Source organism: Mycobacterium sp. SM3041, assembly GCF_039668335.1.
Taxonomy (GTDB): Bacteria; Actinomycetota; Actinomycetes; order Mycobacteriales; family Mycobacteriaceae; genus Mycobacterium.
Genome location: NZ_JAYXBQ010000074.1, coordinates 87484 through 105017, shown reverse-complemented (window position 1 = coordinate 105017; position 17534 = coordinate 87484). Strand labels below are relative to the sequence as shown.

16 protein-coding genes are annotated in these 17534 nt (G+C 62.0%); 12 read left to right on the top strand and 4 right to left on the bottom strand.

What is annotated here, in order from left to right; genetic code table 11:
• Nucleotides 1-58 precede the first annotated feature (58 nt).
• Nucleotides 59-844, bottom strand: coding sequence for a DUF6602 domain-containing protein (locus tag VXD91_RS24980; RefSeq protein WP_079630835.1), 786 nt, complete (start codon nucleotides 842-844; stop codon nucleotides 59-61).
• A gap of 406 nt (nucleotides 845-1250) precedes the next feature.
• Here VXD91_RS24980 and VXD91_RS24975 point away from each other — a divergent pair, with 406 nt between their 5' ends.
• The 7 genes from VXD91_RS24975 (at nucleotide 1251) to VXD91_RS24945 (ending at nucleotide 9248) form a co-directional block, all read left to right on the top strand.
• Complete coding sequence (locus VXD91_RS24975; protein ID WP_079630836.1) at nucleotides 1251-2330, top strand: nucleotidyltransferase; 1080 nt, start codon at nucleotides 1251-1253, stop codon at nucleotides 2328-2330.
• A 9-nt stretch (nucleotides 2331-2339) separates the two neighbouring features.
• The gene (locus tag VXD91_RS24970; RefSeq protein WP_095795388.1) at nucleotides 2340-3917 is read left to right on the top strand and encodes a ThiF family adenylyltransferase; all 1578 of its coding nucleotides are present in this window, start codon (nucleotides 2340-2342) and stop codon (nucleotides 3915-3917) included.
• Nucleotides 3914-4459, top strand: a complete 546-nt coding sequence (locus VXD91_RS24965) for a Mov34/MPN/PAD-1 family protein (protein WP_095795389.1) — start codon at nucleotides 3914-3916, stop codon at nucleotides 4457-4459. Before VXD91_RS24970 ends, VXD91_RS24965 begins: the two co-directional genes overlap by 4 nt.
• On the top strand, nucleotides 4456-5007 hold the full coding sequence (locus VXD91_RS24960; protein WP_207554471.1) for a hypothetical protein: 552 nt from the start codon (nucleotides 4456-4458) through the stop codon (nucleotides 5005-5007). The genes VXD91_RS24965 and VXD91_RS24960 overlap by 4 nt, the downstream gene beginning before the upstream one ends.
• Nucleotides 4967-5911 (top strand): SAVED domain-containing protein, encoded by a 945-nt coding sequence (locus VXD91_RS24955; RefSeq protein ID WP_293024075.1) that lies wholly within the window; start codon nucleotides 4967-4969, stop codon nucleotides 5909-5911. The genes VXD91_RS24960 and VXD91_RS24955 overlap by 41 nt, the downstream gene beginning before the upstream one ends.
• Before the next feature lie 215 nt (nucleotides 5912-6126).
• Entirely contained in the window at nucleotides 6127-6528 is a 402-nt protein-coding gene (locus tag VXD91_RS24950; protein ID WP_079630839.1) for a hypothetical protein, read from the top strand.
• A 158-nt stretch (nucleotides 6529-6686) separates the two neighbouring features.
• Complete coding sequence (locus VXD91_RS24945; protein ID WP_346416686.1) at nucleotides 6687-9248, top strand: hypothetical protein; 2562 nt, start codon at nucleotides 6687-6689, stop codon at nucleotides 9246-9248.
• Between the two features lie 92 nt (nucleotides 9249-9340).
• Here the strand turns inward: VXD91_RS24945 and VXD91_RS24940 are convergent, their stop codons facing one another.
• Both VXD91_RS24940 and VXD91_RS24935 read right to left on the bottom strand, forming a co-directional pair.
• Nucleotides 9341-9508 carry a hypothetical protein gene (locus VXD91_RS24940; RefSeq protein WP_293021918.1) on the bottom strand — a complete coding sequence of 56 codons (168 nt, stop codon included), beginning with the start codon at nucleotides 9506-9508 and terminating at the stop codon, nucleotides 9341-9343.
• A 29-nt stretch (nucleotides 9509-9537) separates the two neighbouring features.
• Entirely contained in the window at nucleotides 9538-10251 is a 714-nt protein-coding gene (locus VXD91_RS24935) for a TetR/AcrR family transcriptional regulator (protein ID WP_095795392.1), read from the bottom strand.
• A 247-nt stretch (nucleotides 10252-10498) separates the two neighbouring features.
• Here VXD91_RS24935 and VXD91_RS24930 point away from each other — a divergent pair, with 247 nt between their 5' ends.
• Both VXD91_RS24930 and VXD91_RS24925 read left to right on the top strand, forming a co-directional pair.
• Entirely contained in the window at nucleotides 10499-10921 is a 423-nt protein-coding gene (locus tag VXD91_RS24930) for a hypothetical protein (protein ID WP_079630308.1), read from the top strand.
• A 444-nt stretch (nucleotides 10922-11365) separates the two neighbouring features.
• The gene (locus VXD91_RS24925; protein ID WP_302277877.1) at nucleotides 11366-12877 is read left to right on the top strand and encodes a carboxylesterase/lipase family protein; all 1512 of its coding nucleotides are present in this window, start codon (nucleotides 11366-11368) and stop codon (nucleotides 12875-12877) included.
• Between the two features lie 284 nt (nucleotides 12878-13161).
• Here the strand turns inward: VXD91_RS24925 and VXD91_RS24920 are convergent, their stop codons facing one another.
• Entirely contained in the window at nucleotides 13162-13923 is a 762-nt protein-coding gene (locus VXD91_RS24920) for a hypothetical protein (RefSeq protein WP_302277876.1), read from the bottom strand.
• A 244-nt stretch (nucleotides 13924-14167) separates the two neighbouring features.
• Here VXD91_RS24920 and VXD91_RS24915 point away from each other — a divergent pair, with 244 nt between their 5' ends.
• The 3 genes from VXD91_RS24915 to VXD91_RS24905 are packed head-to-tail and all read left to right on the top strand — an operon-like array spanning nucleotide 14168 to nucleotide 17458.
• Nucleotides 14168-15370 (top strand): MCE family protein, encoded by a 1203-nt coding sequence (locus VXD91_RS24915; RefSeq protein ID WP_346416685.1) that lies wholly within the window; start codon nucleotides 14168-14170, stop codon nucleotides 15368-15370.
• Nucleotides 15370-16401, top strand: coding sequence for an MCE family protein (locus VXD91_RS24910; protein WP_346416684.1), 1032 nt, complete (start codon nucleotides 15370-15372; stop codon nucleotides 16399-16401). Before VXD91_RS24915 ends, VXD91_RS24910 begins: the two co-directional genes overlap by 1 nt.
• Nucleotides 16402-16459: 58 nt before the next feature.
• On the top strand, nucleotides 16460-17458 hold the full coding sequence (locus VXD91_RS24905; RefSeq protein WP_346416683.1) for an MCE family protein: 999 nt from the start codon (nucleotides 16460-16462) through the stop codon (nucleotides 17456-17458).
• The last annotated feature ends 76 nt before the right edge of the window (nucleotides 17459-17534 follow it).

Here is a 17534-nt window from a genome sequence, read left to right as displayed (position 1 = left end):
GCAGTGATATTTCCACGCGCCACCGGCAGCCACTACCGCGCCGACACTGACCTCGGCATCAATGGCTTTTTGCTGATTGCTGGGCCGATTCGATGTAGGCGGTATAGTCCATCGCCGGCACGGTGGCCATCTCCCGAAGGCGACTCAAGAGCCGGAGGGTGAAAAAGATGAGGCTTGTGGTCGGATCCCTGCTGACCCAGAGCTCTCCTCCGTCGGTAGGATCGGGCGCTTCAAATGTTCCTGCACGCAGAGCACATCCAAAGTCGAGGGCCTCTTCCGGGCCGCGTGTGTTTAGTGCAGCACGCAAGGGGTCTCCCAGCGGCGGACTCCAGTCGCTGTCGAGCGCGAGCAAGCCGCCAATGATTCGTTTGGGTTCCTGAGCGGCGGCCGCGCCAGTGGCGGTGTCGAACCCAACAGACGTTCGACGCAGACGGCGAACCGAGGCGATCTTGTCTCCAGCGTATTCAACATGGGATTTGTTGAGAGTCTGTTTAATTTCAAAGACGGCGTACACGCTCTCGGCCGGTATGAAGTGGGCACCACCGACCTCGAACAGTAGCGGCGAGTAGTGCCGGTCGTGTACGACGATGTCGAGCTGGTGGCTCATGGCACCGTCGACGTCGATAACGAACGCCTTGGCAACACCGTATCGCCGCGGCAGAAAGTCGGCGAGCATGCCGCGCCAATCTAGTTCCGTTGCGTCGCCGAGGGTTCCGGGATGCGCGAGCACGGTGCGGCCAAACCCCAGATCGCTTTCTAGCTGCTGCTGGCGTGCGCGAAATGCTTCTGCGAGGTCGAACCGGTTCTGCGGAGTCGGTTCTGGTGGATCATTGTCATCAGTCACAGTGGACGGGCTCCTTTGCCGAAGTCGTCTGGTTCGTGCGGACTGTAGGTCGGGAAGACTGGCCGCGGCCGGGCAGGGTCAAACCACATCATATTGCCGGAGCGTCGGACGCCATTGGGGCTCAGTCGCCGGATTGAAGCGGACTCCGATCGACGTTGGGCCGGCACCACGCCGATCACCAAATATTGACGCACACATCAGAGATGTCGGACCCCGGCGCTAGAATCCGCATTCGAATGTCGTCGCGCATGGGGCAGGCCGCTCAGCCTGAACCCCATTCCCCGTACAGCCATCACGGTGTCGGCTCGCACAGCATTGGGAGTTTCCACGTGGCACACCGCAATGCCTGTTCGCGACACCAAAAGCCCTGCTATTGGACCCGATTCGACAAACTTGAAGGAGCCCGATGGAGACACTCGACGGCGAGTTCGCCAAAGCGGTACGCAACGTCAGCATCCACGGCGACAAGCGCGACCGCGCTATCGCCGCACATACCGAGGTGCGCAACCTCCTTGAAGCCGACGCCGAGCTGAAAAACTGGGGCATCGACACCCGGCTCATCGGCTCCTACGCGCGCCTGACCGCCCGGTATCCCGGCAAAGACGTCGACGTCTTCTTGCGCTTCACCGAGCTATCGGTGCGCCACAGCCCCGAGAAAATCTACAACGCCGTTGAGCGCGTTCTCGTCGACGAATACGGCGTGAAGGGCGAAGATCCGGGTGGGCGCATCACCCGCCAGGCACGGTCGCTGAAAATTGACTTCCCCGAACCTGAAGGCCATTTCAGCGACGACGCGTTCGCCATCGACGCTGTGCCTGCTGTGCCCTGGGGGGACCACTGGGCCATCCCCAACCGTGACCGCGACCAGTGGAACAACGATGAGGGTCGCTGGATCAAGACCAATCCGGTGCAGTTCGCCGATGACACGAATGCCCTGGCCACTGCATCATGGAGTCCGACGGTCGACGGGGACAACGCCTACCGGCACGTCGTGCGGCTGCTCCGGCAAGTCCGCCACTTTCACCTCGCGGGGCAGCGCCCCGGCGGCCTGTTCGTCGAAATCGCCGCGTACTACGTGTGGAATGAACAGCTTGTCACCGGAACGACGCACGCGCAGCTGCTTGCCACGACCATGGAACACGTAGGTGCCAGGTTGATCGACAGCGCTGAGGACGGCCTGCTCGATCCGGTGCTCGGCACTCCTCTGAAGCCCGCGCTGGATCCGTGGCAGTGGACGTCGGCGGGACAGACCTTCGAGCAGCTGGCCGTCCAGGCCCGAGAGGCTCTGGATTCAGAACGATGCCGTGCTGCCAAGCTGTGGCGCGACATCCTGGGCACGAACGACCGTGGGCATGTCCTCCCCCTGCCCGACGGCTGTGATGCGGCTGGGTTTCCGGTCGGGGCCGTCACCGCCGTCGACGCTCTGGGGAGTAATCGGCCGCGCGGCTTCGCCATGCCCACCTCGTCTCTGCAAACTTGCCGCTGAGCTGGGCTGTTGGACACCTACGACGACGCCGCATTCGACCGGTTCTGCTCGGGACTGGTCAACGCCGGATTCTCGACCGACGGCGACCACGACCAGCCGTGCTGGGCGGGGCCTATTCGTCCGAGCCTGCAGCCCCTCACCGACGCCACCAGAATGCGGATCCAGTTCTATCCGGGCTGGCCGTTTCGCTATGCCCATGTGGTTGTTCCAGGCCTGCGTACCGGCCACGCCTCACAAGGCACCATCTGCTTGTGGGCCGAAGACGATCCGGCCCAGATCGATGGCCGTGAACTACAAGGACTTTGGGACCGCCTCGATCAGTGGGCCACCGCAGCTCAAAACGGTTTCGCCCCTCAAGACCGAGCACTCGACGCGTACTTCCTATACGACCAGCTGAGCGCCTACCGAGCCGAGCTGCCCCTGCACGAACTGATCACGGGTGGCACCACCGGATACACCGCCGCGGTGTTTGGCACCGTCCAGGGTCAAGCGCTGTTGATTGGAACGGGCAATCCTCCAGACCCCCGGACTGTCGGGAAACCTGTGCTCCATGGTGAGTTCTATCTGCGCGAGCACCTTGCTGAGCCACCGCGCACGTTCGACGACGTGCGGGCGGCACTGACGCGCCGCCAGCGCAGGAACCTCGAAGTTGGATTGTCAGCTAGATCCGATACCACGTTCCCGCGGCCCAGCAGCGGCCACGATTTCATCGTGCTGGCCTGGCCTCGCCACGACACTGACCACGATGCCGTCGTGGTCAGCATTGCCGGTGCCGGTGACACCCTGAGCACCGCGGCGCTGGCCGCCTCCCCCAGTGACGCGCCGGCTTTACGCAGGCGAGCAGGCCCCGATGCGGGCCTGCTCGCAACCAAAACGGTGCTGATCGCTGGTGCCGGATCTGTCGGAGGGCACGTAGCCCTGGCTGTGGCATCCAGCGGCGTAGGCACCATACATCTGTACGACGGTGACTTCCTCACCCGCACCAACGTTGTTCGGCACGTCAGCACACCCCAGTGCGTGGGATATCCCAAGACCTTCGGCGTGACGGCCACGATCGAGCAGCACGCCCCTTGGACCACGGTGACTCGCCATATTGAGTTGCCGTACGACCCGGTCGGGCTGCGGGCAGCTGTCACCGGGGTCGATCTCGTCATCGATTGCACGGGCGTCCTGCCGATGACCGCCGCGCTTGCTGAGACATGTTTGCGCCGCGGCGTACCGCTCGTCTCAGGGGCCCTGTTCCATCACGGCGCGTTGGCTCGGGTGCAGCGACAAGCCGATGGCGATACTCCGATCGCGGCGCGCCCCGCCGACTCACGTTACTTCTCGTTACCGCCCGATGCCGATGACGCAGACCCGGCACACGCGGGCTTTCTCGAACTCGGATGCACCGCTCCTGTGAATAATGCCCCGCCGATCGCGGTGCTCACTGCGGCTGCCGATACCGCTGCTGCCGCCGTCGATCAGCTGACCGGTCGGCGGCAACGGCCAGACGAACGCATCACGGTACTCAGTCCGATGACCCCACCTTTTCATCGCACTGGCACGTTGGATCCTTGTGACGCGATGCCCGTGGAGTCGGAGTGAACACGAGCACTCGACTGTGGATCACTGAGTCCGCCAACACCACCATGACAACCGCTGCGGCACAAGCACACCCGGACGAAACGGGCGGCATCCTGATCGGTGTCTACGTTGACGGGCACCCATGGGTGATTAACGCCATCGAAATCCCCACCACAGACCGGGGACGATCCCACTACCGGATCCCCGCCGGCACCGACCACCCCGCCGTGCTCAAGGCACGCACCTCCGATCACCGACTCGGATACCTCGGCGACTGGCACAGCCACCCACACGATGTCAGCCCCAGCCGCACCGATCTAACGTCGCTGGCTCGGATCTCGATGAGGAGGCCCCTGCACCCCAACCCCACGCAGATCGTGGTCCGCAGAACCGATCACGGATACGTCCTCGATGCCCGACGCATCGTCACCCTGGTCCCCCGCGTCTGCACCGTCACGCTGACGGGCGGACTTCCCGGGCCGACACCGCGCACCGATCACGGCGATCCAGCAGCAAACGACCCCCAGCCACCCACGACCGACCCTCCAGGAGCTTCTGAATGACCGGCAACGAATTGCCCAGCGCCACTGGCGTCCGCATCGCCGGGGATGAATACCAGTGGCTGCACGTCTGGCGGGCGTGCATGGAAGCGCTGCACCACGATCTGACAAAGAACACGAACAACCCCACAATCGCCATTGGCGTGGAAGAACCGGGGGTAGGCAACGGCGACGACGTTGTGCGCTACCGGCAGCGTCCTCCGCACGTGTACACGCAGGTCAAATATGCAGTCGACAATCGCACTTCAGTCGGGTTGCCCTATCTCCGCGACAAAGGCATTCTCAGAAAGTTCGCGGCCACGCACAAAGCCCTCACAGGAAACGGCGATCCTGTCGAAATGCGCCTCGCCACCAACCGCCCCCACGATCCCACAGATGTGCTCCTCCAGGATCGGGACGGGCGCGACAACAGACTGGTACCCCGTGCAGCGCAAGATGGGCCTAACTCAGTGCGCGGGAAAGGCGCGGAAAGAGTGGACAACTGCGGCAGACACCGGCGAGCCGAGCTTGATGGCCCTGCTCAACGACCTCCACTTCGATATCGCTCATGAACTCAAGAGCCTGTGCACCGATGTCGCCCTCTTGATGACCGCCAACGGCCTGCGATCCGACGACAATGCCATCGACCAGTGCACGAAATGGGTAGCCCAGCAAGTCATCGCCGGACACCGCCGATTCACGCTGACAGACATCAACGAAGCCGTCACAACTCTGGGTCTGCAGGCCGGCTCGCCATGGACCACCGTGTCGATCGCGACCATCATGCATGACGACTTCGCCGACCAAGCTGCCGTCAGCATCGACTGGGTAGACCGTATCGCCGGCGAAAAGCCCTCGCACCGCGTGGCCCCCGCACCGCCGCACACATGGGCTGATCTCGCCGCTGAGATCGCCACCGTGCCAGCACAACTCGGGAGTTCACATCGCATACTGACGACCGGGCACATGCGACAAGCAACGGGCTTCTTGCTCGGCGCTAAATTACTGCGGGTCCTCCGCTACGAGGTCGGCATCCGTCAAGGCGGCCAACTGTGGACCAGTGAAGTTGCCACAGAGTCGTTCGAACTCAACGTAACCGAACAACACGTCGGCCACGGTCCCGACATCGCGCTCATCGTCAACGTGGCCGCCAACGCGGCCAGCCAAGCGACCGAATGGATACTCCAGAACGCGATCCCCGTCGACACGATCCTGACCGCCACCCCAGCAATAGGATGGGGCCCCAGCGCCGTGACAACACCGGTGGCAGCCAACAGCCTCGCCGTCTCCATCCGCGATCTCGCACGCAACCACGCCAGCTCCGGGACTCTGCATCTGTTCCTCATCGGCCCGCTCGGCCTGGCGGTACTCATGGGACACCACTGGAACCGCGTCCCCACGACACTCGTTTACGAACATCTCGGCCCGCAAGGTTACGAGCATGCCTTCACCATCGACACATCGCGGTCCCTGTGACGGTTCACCGAACCATAGGCACGCGGTACTCGAACTGCGGACCGTCCGTGGGAGGACTCGAAGACATCGGTGCCAGGGCCGCTCGCTGATCGATACGACAGATTCCCCGGAACCAGCACGGCGCTGCATCGACGTTCCGGCGCCCAGCGAGGCTAAGGTACTTAAGGCCCGCTCAGAGTGCCTCCCGACCCGCCGAACGATCGAAAGGCGTACCAATGTCAGCTGCGCCGCAACCCACTCTGCGGTCGAAACTGATTGCCGCAGGCATCCTGCTTGGTGCTGCCGAAGCGTTCTTCATCAATAAGGTCAGTGCGGACAACCCCCATTGGTGGTGGTGGCTGCTTCTCGTTCTCGCTCTCATCGGGGCAATCGGTTGTGGCATCGCAGCGGTGATCAATCCCGGTGGATCAGACGCGGTACGTGGGGGCAACAACATCGCCGGCGACGGCGCGGACGGCAGCAAGGCTACACAGCAATCGGCCGGCGACAATGGGCAAAACATCTCAGTGCAGGCCGACAACGGATCGTTCGCAGCCAACGAGGTGGGCAACATCGGCCAGCTGAATTTCGGCGCACCTGTACAGCGGAGCGATCCGCAGGAGCGACAGGAGCCTTGACCGAATCCTCTCAGCCAGACTCCACCGCCGAGCCCCCACTCGTCCGCTCCGTTTCGGCTTCCGACCAGTCATTCGCCATCGGCTCCGTTGGAAACATCGAACAACTTAACCTCAGCGTCCACCAAAAGTTTGAGGTGAGCGGTCCCCACCCAGCGAGTGTGGCAGCCCTGGCCACGCACAACGCGGGCGCCATCACTGAAGCCGTGTTGCTTGGACCACTCGTGAGCACTGAAGCTCAGGGACTGCTCGACAGAGCCAAAGCCATTGCTGCTCAGGACCCTGCGGCCGCCCTAATTCTCTACCGCGACATACAGAGTCGGCTTGTAGCCGCCGGGCTGCCCGGGCATGCAGCAGAATTCGACCATACGATAGCGGCGCTATGTGTCGGAGCCGGAGAAGAGCACACGGCCATCCGCTTGCTGATGGACGCTCTATGGGCAGCCGAGAATGCCGACCGCTCACTGCACGCTCGCCGGGTGGTCGGCACGTTACGAGACCTTGCAGGCTTCGACCTGTTCACGCGCCCTGGGTCGCAATCGCCGCGCACTCCAGCTCTTGGCGCTGCATTCGAGATCGCCGACTTCGTGTCCGATCACCTCGAGGAAGTAGGCCCAACCAAGATCAAATTGCCTGATGCCGCAATGGCACTGGCAGATACTGTGGATCGCGCCCGCGTCATGCTCTTTGCCGCCGAACGCGCTCTCGGGAACGACGATCTCGCGTGGATAACGACGCACCGGGAACAGATCGAAGCGATTGCAAGCGAGATTGCACATACCCACGTCGACGTAGCTGTGCGCCTGCGACTAGCTGTCGCGGACGCAACAGGCAATTGGCAGAACCTGGTCAGTTCGGCCAGATCGACTATGCCACAACACCTCAGAGCCTTAACCCTCGCGCGCCATGCCCGCCACCTGCTGCTTCAAGCCCGGCCCCTTGAGGCCGATGAGGCGTGGAGAGACGCCATCGTTGAGGCATGCCAGTCCGGACGCAATGCCGATGCCGCAGACTGGCTCTATAGTCAACGTTTCGTTTCGAACCGCTACCTTGGACCGGTCGAAGATAGATGGCATCCGTTGGCGCAGACCCTATCAGACAAGCCCACGCAGCCCCGAATTGTCAGCAACGCAACGGACGTGCGCGAAAGAGCTTTGGCGGCATTGCACTACGACAAGCAACGAAGCGCTGCAATCAGTTTGCGACGACAGCTTCTCGATGGAATCCGATCAGCATCCTTCTATGACGAACGTGAAGCACGTTGCTTGCTTGGGGAGATGTATCGGATTACAGACGAATTGCCGCTGGCGGCCTACTACTCCATCGGTGGAGGTGACTACGAGGAAGCGCGTAAGGTCGCTGTCGCCTTCGGGGACGTGTATCACGACGTCACGGAGTCGATGAAGAGCCCGTTATCCTGGGTTGCTGCTTGCGCTTTCGAGTTTGCCACCGAACAGGCCGATCTCATTCCGGACGGTCAACTCGATGTGGTGGTCGACTTGGCCCTCAGCGCAGTTGATGACGCCTTCTCAGGTGCACGGCTCGACTCCCCGGTTTTAAGTCCACAAATGTACCTATCGGCATACGAACTGATCGCGGCACTGGCGAAGCGCCTCACGGCCACCCATGCCCGAACGCTGCTTGACATGCTCGCTGACAAAGTTGAGGTCGAGCAGCATCGCTACAGGCGTACAGACGAAAGCCATGTTCAGATCGCGGCAGGTATCGCAACAGCTCAGGTCGGCGAACTCCAGGCCGTCGCACTCGATCAGCTCCTCGGCCTATTTGCGCGCGCGTCCCACGATTTCGGACCGTCAGCACGAAATGCGCTGATACGCAACCTCGACCAGACCCGAGAGCGACTGCAAGCGTTGGCCGCGGACGGCCACCGCGAAGCGGCAGCCCTACTCGGGTACTGCGATCCGGAATGCGTGTCACGGGAAGCAGCCGATGCCGCTTCGCAGCGCCTATGTGAACCAACACGGAACGGGCCCAACGGGTTTGGAATCGGGGGGACAGGTATAGTCAATGACTCGCTGCTTGCGGCCGTACTGCCCGTAGAGACACGCATCGCCTGCATCAAGATGCTTCTATCGAACGCCGCCTCCCCTTGGGAACCGGCCACGAACCGTGATAGTTACCTCATCGCCGCCAGCAACCTAGTCGCCAACCTGGACGATGAGCATCGCACTGGCTTCTTCGAAACAGCGATGGATTTCGCAACACGTCCACCTTTCTCGTCCGCCGACGCCGACAACGCATCGATGAGCAGTCCGTTGAGCGCAATGCGCATCAACGACAAAAGCGACTGCCGGCCAGCGGCAACATATTTGGCCGCAAAGTTAGCCGTTTCGTCCGATGAGAAGCGGCGGGTGCGCGACGCTGCGCTGCGTCTCATCGGTGTCGGCTCGGACGAGGACTACAGAATTGCAACAGCACTTGAACGTGTAGGCACTGACCTGCGTGACAGCATCGGCTTCCTTGCACAGGGCAGCTGGCCGTTACGCCGTCTCGCCGCCATACTGTGGGCCGACTCAGCAGACATTCCCGATGAGCTCGGGACAGCGTTAGCCCGTGACGCAGATGTCCGTGTGCGAATTGCATCGGCACACGCCCTCGTTAAGGCGATACACCGTCAGGACTCCGCAGCGCGAGACATACTTCTCAATGACCCCAGGTGGTCCGTCCGTTCACTTTTCACAGATGCGCGGGTGAACAGCTAGCAACCGACTATCCATCGGATAGTCACTGCTTCGAAGAGGCCAGCGCCGCATCCGCCGACATCAGGTCCATCGGACGCGCCGGTAATGCCCACTTACGTCGGCTCCGAACCGTACTGGTCTCGTCGCGCGAGGCGCTCGAGCAGCTCCCTGCTGTTCTCGGCTATGCGTAGGGCGATCTCGTTGATACGTGCGCGGCGTTCGTCCTCCGAAAACTGGGCGGCGTCGTCCGGCAAGCCGTCCCGAGCCTGGTCTACACCCATTTCCCGATGCTACGCGCGAGTCCGCGGTCCTAGTCGGTTCCGCCGGCGAATAGCTCGCCGACGATGTCGATCTCCTCGTCAAACGCGGACTCGTCCGTGGCAAGGACTGGGAGTATCTGCGACACGGTGCGCCGCGCGACCCGCAATCGATAGTCCGGGCGATCGACGTGGTCGCCGAGGGTGGTTCGCAGGATCCCGACCACGGTGGTGGTGTGATACTTCGCGATGATCTCGGCTCGGTGCTTGATTTCTTCTGACGGCTGTCGGGTCCCGATGATCGCATCCTCTATGACTGCAGCCAGGTCATAGATGGCCTGCTTAGGGATGATGCGCTCGAAATTGAAAAGGTTGGGGTAAGTGGTCAGTTGCTCAACCAGGCGGGCGACTGCGACAGCGACCCGTTCCCCTTGCTCGACCGCACCACCCCTTCGATCGATGTCTGCCGCGATGAGCTCAGATGCGTTGTCGCGTAGCCGAACTGCGGCCAGTTGGATCAGATCGGCGGTGCCATCGGGGAAGCGGCCATAGAAGGTCGCGGGGCTGATGTCGGCGTGTTTACAAATTTCAGTGGCGGTGATCTTGCGGTCAGCGTCCGTCGAACGGCCCAGCTCCAAGAACGAGTTCAACAGCCTGTCCTCAGTCTTGACTCGGCGAGTCTCGGCGCCGCGCAGCTGCGCTTCTTTGATCTTCGCCTTGCGTCGAGCGGCTACGCCGGACTGATTTCGTTTGTCTTCCGTGGCCATGAGGACCTCACTCTGTTGACCGGCGGTCGCCGGTGAACCCATCTATGTCAAGGGCGCGACGGTCCGTCAGCGCGTGACGTTTACGTCCGAGTCAGAATACCATTCGATTCATAACTTACCCTGATTCATATTAAAGACAGTCTGAATCATATAAATATATCTCTCAGTCATAGATTTCTATGTTTCAGGTCGGTACCGTTGATTCATCGGCTCCGACCAGCGCCGATACGTCGAAAAGGGAGATGACATGAGGTTCGGAACAAACGCCCGGCGCTGGGCGGCGGTGGTCGCAGCGACCGCGTCGCTGAGCGCGGGATCGGTGGCCGCACAGCCGGCTCTGGCTCAGGCAGCGACAAAGAAGTACCTGGAGACCAACTGCGTCATCAAGGCGGTCACCGGTAATGGCCTGAAAGGCCACGGTTGCGACCTATGGGGTACCCCGCATTGGGTCGAGGTCGGGCAAAAGAGTCACCCCCTGCCCGAACAGGTGGCTGAGGCGGTCACCGACTGCCTTACCCACGGAATGTTCGGACTTGTGGAGTACACGGCGGACGGAGGTTTCGAAGAAATGCCCCCGCCCTACGACCTGGCGGGCGCCGGCGCTTTCATCGCCGACGGCTGCGTCAAGGGAATCACCGAGGCAACGGTCAAACTGGATGGGAAGCACTAGACGAGCAACTCGCGCTGCCGAAATGGCAAACCCCGACGACCGACAGGTCACAGATTGTGCCGTGCAAGCCACAGCGTGCGGACCACCCGCGCAATCCAAATGGGGGTCAGACCCATTTGCCGATAACCGCCTGCCATGAGAACCGTCGCGCCATTCGACATTCATGGCGCCGCGCGATAGCTGTGGTGAACGCGACCCCACCGCCGCGATGCGCGGTAGCTCCCACTTCCGACTCCCGGAGTGTTGGGATCACATGAGCACACCGGATCGCCTCATCGACCGCATGACCTGGCGGTTTGCAGGTGCGAAGGGGCCGATCTCCATAATTCCGGCTGACGTCGATGGAGTGGCCGATGCCGTACCCCGTCACCCACTGCGCGGGCATGAGTCATCTCCTCCCGGGCGCACTCAGCCCAAGAGGCCATTTTTGACTAGCGTCAAGTTATGGCGAAAAGCACCGTCACAACCACGATCACCTCCGGAACCGTCGAAGGCTTCACCGAAGCTGGGGTGCACCGCTGGCGGTCGATCCCGTACGGCCGCCCACCGATCGGCCCACTGCGGTGGCGTGCTCCACAGCCGGCGGAATCGTGGCTCGGAATTCGCGAGTGCCACGAATTTCGACACTGTGCATATCAAGAGCGCAAGTACACGATGGTGGGACTCGGCAAATACCAGCCGATGAGCGAGGACTGTCTGACGCTCAACGTGACGGCCCCGGAGAGGTCGGACGACCAGCCGCTACCGGTCATGGTCTTCATCCACGGTGGCGCTTACATGCTCGGCAGTTCCGCCACACCGCTCTACGACGGCGCCGCCCTCGCGCGCCAAGGATGCGTCTTCGTGTCGGTCAATTACCGCCTCGGCGCGCTGGGCTGCCTCGACCTGTCCTCCTTGTCGACTGCCGATATCACCATCGAGGACAACCTGTACCTGCGCGACGTGGTGTTGGCATTGACCTGGGTGCGCGACAACATTGCGAAGTTCGGGGGCGACCCGGGCAACGTGACCATCTTCGGTGAAAGTGCCGGCGCACATACCGTCGCCACGCTGCTCGCGGTCCCTGCTGCACGCGGGCTATTTGCGCGGGCCATTTCTGAGAGTCCGGCAAGTGTGTTGAGCCGAACGCCGGCCGTCGCCGCTGAGTTCGCCTCGCGCTATGCGGAAACGTTGGGCCTACGGGTTACCGGCGCGGCTCCTGCGCTCATGGACGCCGGACCTGATCAGCTGGTGGCCGCACAACTGTCGTTGACCGACCAGACCACCGAATTGGGTGCGTTCCCGTTTGGTCCCACTTACGGCACCGACTTCCTGCCCGTCGAACCGGTCGAGGCCATGCGATCTGGCATTGCGTCGCGCGTACCACTGATTGTCGGCACCAATGCCGAGGAGGGGAAGTTGTTCGACCGGCTCGTCAAACTCGTTCCGCTGACCCCAAATTCGATCGAACAGTTACTTTCCGACATCGAACCCGGTCACAAAGAAAGGATCACTGCGGCCTATCCCGGCTATCCCAATCCGGCGGCGTGCGTCCAGCTTGGAGGCGACCTGGTCTTCGGCTCAGCCGCCTGGCAGATCGCTGAGGCACACAGCAACCACGCTCCCACCTTTCTCTATCAGTTCGACTATGCACCCCGGGTGCTCCGCTGGACGGGTCTAGGTGCCACACATGCCACCGAGCTGTTCGCGGTTTTCGACGCGTACCGCAGCCCCGTCGGCAAACTACTGACCGCTGGGGCCGACCGATCCGCAGCGCTTCGTGTCAGCGACGAGATGCAACGACGGTGGCTCGCCTTCAGCCAGTCAGGAGTTCCGGGCCACGACTGGCCTCACTATCGCGCAGATGAGCGTGCCGTCATGGTCTTCGACCGCGAATCACGCATCGACCACAACCCGCATGCCGTGCGCCGCCAAGCATGGGACGGCTTCTCCCTAGGGCTGCCGACAGCCGGTTAGTGCGACGTGCAGCCGCAATCCGGCGCAGGCGGGCAAGGCGGCTTCTCATTGAGCTGGTAATTTCGCCAAGCCGTGCCTGAGAAATGACAACACCGCCGCCGGCCACTCACCACGCCCAGGGAGCAATCCTCTTCCTGATCCGCTGATCAGTTGCCCACTGCCACAGCTGGTCTCGTTGCGGAGTGCGCCCGGTGAATTCGATCCAGATGACCCAGCGGCATCTCAAAACGTTGTCATTTGCAAAATAGCGGGAAATCTAGATTGAGAACGTGAAACGCATTGCGTCAGAAGCGCACTGCGAGGTCTTGGGCGACTAGTCTGCGGACGCCCCAGAAGTAGGTCACTAGTGGCATGGTGCACCACAGGACGTTGATCAGGAAGAATTTCACCCACATCTGCAATGGCGACGACATACTTTGGAAGTTGTGCGCGATCTCGACGCCGAAGTAGACCGCTGGGAGCGTGACCTCCACGATCATGCCGGCCATGATCAACGACAATTGGATGCTGCTGAACCGCTTGCCATTTCGGAAAAACTGGAAGAGCGCGTAGGCTTCGAACAGCCCGACAAATAGGGCGATCCACTCCAGGCAGACGATCAGTGGATCTGCGTTGAGGTAGCGTGCGTCACCCCCGAGCAGGATGGGCGACCACATGTAGGTCCAGATTGATCCGTTCTCTACTCCTGCCCGGATCTGGTCGAAGAGCAGTAGCCACGGCAGTTCCCAAATGAAGCGTGGGATCAGGGCGATGAACACCCACACGATCACCATGGCGCCGAATCGTTCAGCTCGTGTCCGCGCCCGCTGGTCGGCGAAGGCGATCCACGGCAGGACCAGCGCAGTCACGAAGCAGCCGATGACGACGAGCACCATCGCCGTCGAAGCGACCTCATGCGGCAATCCGGCGTGAAATTCCAAGTACCAGAACACCGGGTGCACGGCGAAGAAGAATGCCAGTACTCCGAACAACGCCTTCTGCAGCGACGAGAAGCCGCGGTGGCTGGATGCGCGTCGGATGCCACGGTGTCGGATCGTGTCTGTCATGAACGGGCCTCCACGTTGAGGGGACGGTAGACGATGTGAACCCGGCGCCGTGGGCTGCCGTCGCCGGCGTGTGAAAAACCTTGCGTGACTTACAGAGGCACCCGACTCTAGTTTTATATTGTCTGTGATGTTATAACACGTGTTAGGGTTTTCCTGCCGGTTCGGACGTCCGGGTGACAACGCTGATTGCCGGCGACCGCGCGGCCTGCTACGTGGACCGACCTACCTCGAAAGGGGGCTCGAAGTGCAGATTTCGTTCGGTCGACGAGCGAAGGTGCGATTGGCCGCAGCGGCCTTGGCGGCCTCTTTCGTGGCAACCGTAGGCACCACCTACCTGTCGTACCGGGGAACATTCACACCCACCGTCAACGTGACCTTGACATCACCGCGAGCCGGCCTGGTGATGGACCGTGACGCCAAGGTGAAGTTCCTCGGCGTACAGATCGGCAAGGTCTCCCTGATCTCGTACGACGGCGCGTCGGCTCAACTGACCCTTGCCATCCGGACCGACGAATTGTCCAAAATTCCGGCCAACGTCACCGCCCGGATCGCCAGCAGCACGATCTTCGGCTCCAAGTCAGTCGAACTGCTTCCACCTGCGCAACCGGCAAGAAGCCGACTCGCGCCGCAAGCGCATTTGCAGGCCGCCGACGTCAGCGTTGAGGTCAACACCCTGTTTCAAACACTGGTCAACACCCTCGACAAGATCGATCCGATTCAACTCAACACAACACTGACCGCGCTCGGAAATGGCCTGCGCGGCAACGGCAAGCGCATCGGTGACGCCGTAGCGACTCTCGATCAATACCTAGGGACAATCAATCCACACCTGCCGGCACTCGAAGACGACGTGCCGAAGGCGAGCACCGTGGGCGACGTCTACAACGCGGCCGCTAACGATCTGGTATCCACCCTGGGCAACATTGCGCCGATCAGCCACACCATCGCCGACGAGCGCGACCAACTCGGCGCCACGTTGCTTGCGGCCACCGGCCTGGCGGATGCCGGCGCGGACACCCTCACCCCTGCCGCGGCCGACCTGATCGCTGCTATTCAGCGGCTGCGCGCTCCGTTGGGGGTCATGAGCCAGTACTCACCCGAATATGGATGCCTCATAACCTCTTTGGCCAAGGCATACAAGAAATTCGGTCCCTACATCGGCGGCACTCAACCAGCCCTGTTCGTCAACGCCGGTTTCATCCCGGGGTCACCGGCCTACGCGTATCCGGAGAGTCTGCCGCTCGTCAATGCCTCGGGAGGCCCCAACTGCCGTGGCCTGCCTGATCTTCCGACCAAACAGGGAGCTGGATCCTGGTATCGACCACCATTCCTGGTGACGGACAACGCCTACGTTCCCTATCAGCCCAACACCGAGCTGCAGTTTGACGCTCCCTCCACGCTGCAGTTTCTGTTCAATGGTGCCTACGCCGAACGAGACCGGTACTGATGACCACGCAACGAACCGCTCTGAAAGTCGGCATCTTCACCGCCGTCATGCTGCTGGTGATGGCCGGTCTGATTGTCACCTTCGGCCAGTTTCGATTCGGCTCCACCAACACCTTTCACGCAGAGTTTGCGTCGGTGTCGCGCCTCAAGACCGGTCAAGACGTGCGTATCGCCGGCATCGCCGTGGGCACGGTCAAGAACATCGCGATCGACGGCGACCACGCCACCGTCACATTTACCGTGGACAGGCGGCAACAGCTGTACAGCTCCACCCGCGCAGCGATCCGCTACCAAAACTTGACCGGTGACCGATATCTCGAGGTCCACGCCGGCCCAGGAGAACTGCGGAAGCTGCCTTCGGGAGGAACGATTCCGCGCAGCAATACCGAGCCGGCACTGGACCTCGACGCATTGCTCGGTGGTCTGCGCCCCGTGCTCAAAGGCCTAAACGGAGCCAAGCTCAACCAAGTCAGCAACGCACTGATCGAACTGCTCCAGGGCAAGGGCGCGACGCTGTCGACCGTGCTGGCCAACACCGCCGAATTCACCCAGACCATCACGAGCCACGATCAGCTCATCGAGCAGACCATCGACAATCTAACCTCTGTGCTGTCGGCCGCTGATCAGAAAAGTACCGAACTGAGCACCAGCGTCGACCAGCTTCAGCAGCTGATCACCGCACTCAACCGCGGGCGCGACCCAATCGCAAACGCATTGCCGCCGTTGGCCGATGCACAACGCGACCTCACCGATGTGCTCAGCACGGCAAGGCGCCCTTTCCGGGCCATCATCGACGCCTCCGGTCCACTGGCAACGGCACTCGATGACCGTAAGAAGGACGTCAATGCCACCATTGAACCGCTGGCTGAAGACTATCTGCGACTCAGCGCATTAGGCGCCTACGGCTCGTTCTTCAACATCTACTTCTGTTCGGTCAAGATCAAGATCAACGGCCCGGCCGGCAGCGACATTCTGCTGCCCGCCGTCAAACCACCAGCATCGGATCACGGAAGGTGTGACTTTGCCAAATGAACCTGGTGGCCGAGATCCGTTGCGTACCGGCATTTTCGGCATCACTATCGTCACGTGCTTGGTGCTGGTGTCCTTCGGTTACACCGGGCTGCCGTTCTGGCCCCAAGGCCGTCACTACACCGCCTACTTCGCCCATGCCGCCGGCATCGCGGACGGCAATCCGGTACAGGTCTACGGATACACCGTGGGACACGTGGATGCCATTGACCTCGACGTTGCCGGCCAGGCCGCCAAGGTCGGTTTCACCGTGGACCGCAAAATCCGCGTCGGTGATCAATCCTTGGTCGCCATCAAGACCGACACGGTGCTCGGGCAACGCTCGATCGAGCTGACGCCCCGCGGCTCGGGACTCATGACCCTTATCCCGCTGGCGCGCACCAACACGCCCTACACACTCAACAACGCCTTACAAGACCTCGGGCACAACGTCGGCGAGCTCGACCACCCCAAATTCGTTGAAGCACTGCACACCTTGACCGCCGCCATGCGCGACGCCACCCCCCAGGTCCATGCCGTTCTGGAAGGCATCACAGCCCTCGCCGGCAGCGTCAACGCGCGCGACGACAAGGTGCAACAGCTGCTGCGCCATGCCGTGTCCGTGTCTGACGTGCTGGCCCAACGCGCGGGCCAGATCAACCAGCTGATCACCGACGGCAACGCCCTATTCGCGGAACTGGCCAGCCGGCGCAACGCCATCGACCAGCTCATCTCGGGCATCAAAAGTCTTGCTGACCAACTGTCCGGATTCGTCAAAGACAACGAACAGTCCCTGGGGCCCGCTCTGGTCAAGCTGAACCTCGTTCTGGACAATCTCAACGAGCGGCGCGAACACATCTCCCAGGCGTTGACGCGGCTACCCGCCTATGCCACCGCGCTGGGGGAAGTGGTCGGATCCGGTCCCGGCTTTCAAGCCAATGTCTTCGGCGTTCCGCCCCCCACACTCGGTGGCGTCTTGTTGGACGCCTACTTCCAACCCGGGAAGCTCCCCGCCAGCTTGGCCGACTTCTTGCGTGGATTCATCACCGACCGCACTATCGTGAGGCCGAAATCGCCGTGAGCAGACTCAACGCCGCCCTGCGCCGACGCTCTGCGCTGATCGCTCTGGTCGTCGTGCTGCTCGGCTCAGCCACGGG

What these genes read in the sequence shown, in the direction of transcription:
- VXD91_RS24925 (WP_302277877.1), top strand. Translation starts at nt 11,366, where the DNA reads ATGGCGAAAAGCACCGTCACAACCACGATCACCTCCGGAACCGTCGAA.
- VXD91_RS24940 (WP_293021918.1), bottom strand. Translation starts at nt 9,508, where the DNA reads ATGGGTGTAGACCAGGCTCGGGACGGCTTGCCGGACGACGCCGCCCAG.
- VXD91_RS24910 (WP_346416684.1), top strand. Translation starts at nt 15,370, where the DNA reads ATGACCACGCAACGAACCGCTCTGAAAGTCGGCATCTTCACCGCCGTC.
- VXD91_RS24960 (WP_207554471.1), top strand. Translation starts at nt 4,456, where the DNA reads ATGACCGGCAACGAATTGCCCAGCGCCACTGGCGTCCGCATCGCCGGG.
- VXD91_RS24930 (WP_079630308.1), top strand. Translation starts at nt 10,499, where the DNA reads ATGAGGTTCGGAACAAACGCCCGGCGCTGGGCGGCGGTGGTCGCAGCG.
- VXD91_RS24935 (WP_095795392.1), bottom strand. Translation starts at nt 10,251, where the DNA reads ATGGCCACGGAAGACAAACGAAATCAGTCCGGCGTAGCCGCTCGACGC.
- VXD91_RS24950 (WP_079630839.1), top strand. Translation starts at nt 6,127, where the DNA reads ATGTCAGCTGCGCCGCAACCCACTCTGCGGTCGAAACTGATTGCCGCA.
- VXD91_RS24920 (WP_302277876.1), bottom strand. Translation starts at nt 13,923, where the DNA reads ATGACAGACACGATCCGACACCGTGGCATCCGACGCGCATCCAGCCAC.
- VXD91_RS24975 (WP_079630836.1), top strand. Translation starts at nt 1,251, where the DNA reads ATGGAGACACTCGACGGCGAGTTCGCCAAAGCGGTACGCAACGTCAGC.
- VXD91_RS24955 (WP_293024075.1), top strand. Translation starts at nt 4,967, where the DNA reads ATGGCCCTGCTCAACGACCTCCACTTCGATATCGCTCATGAACTCAAG.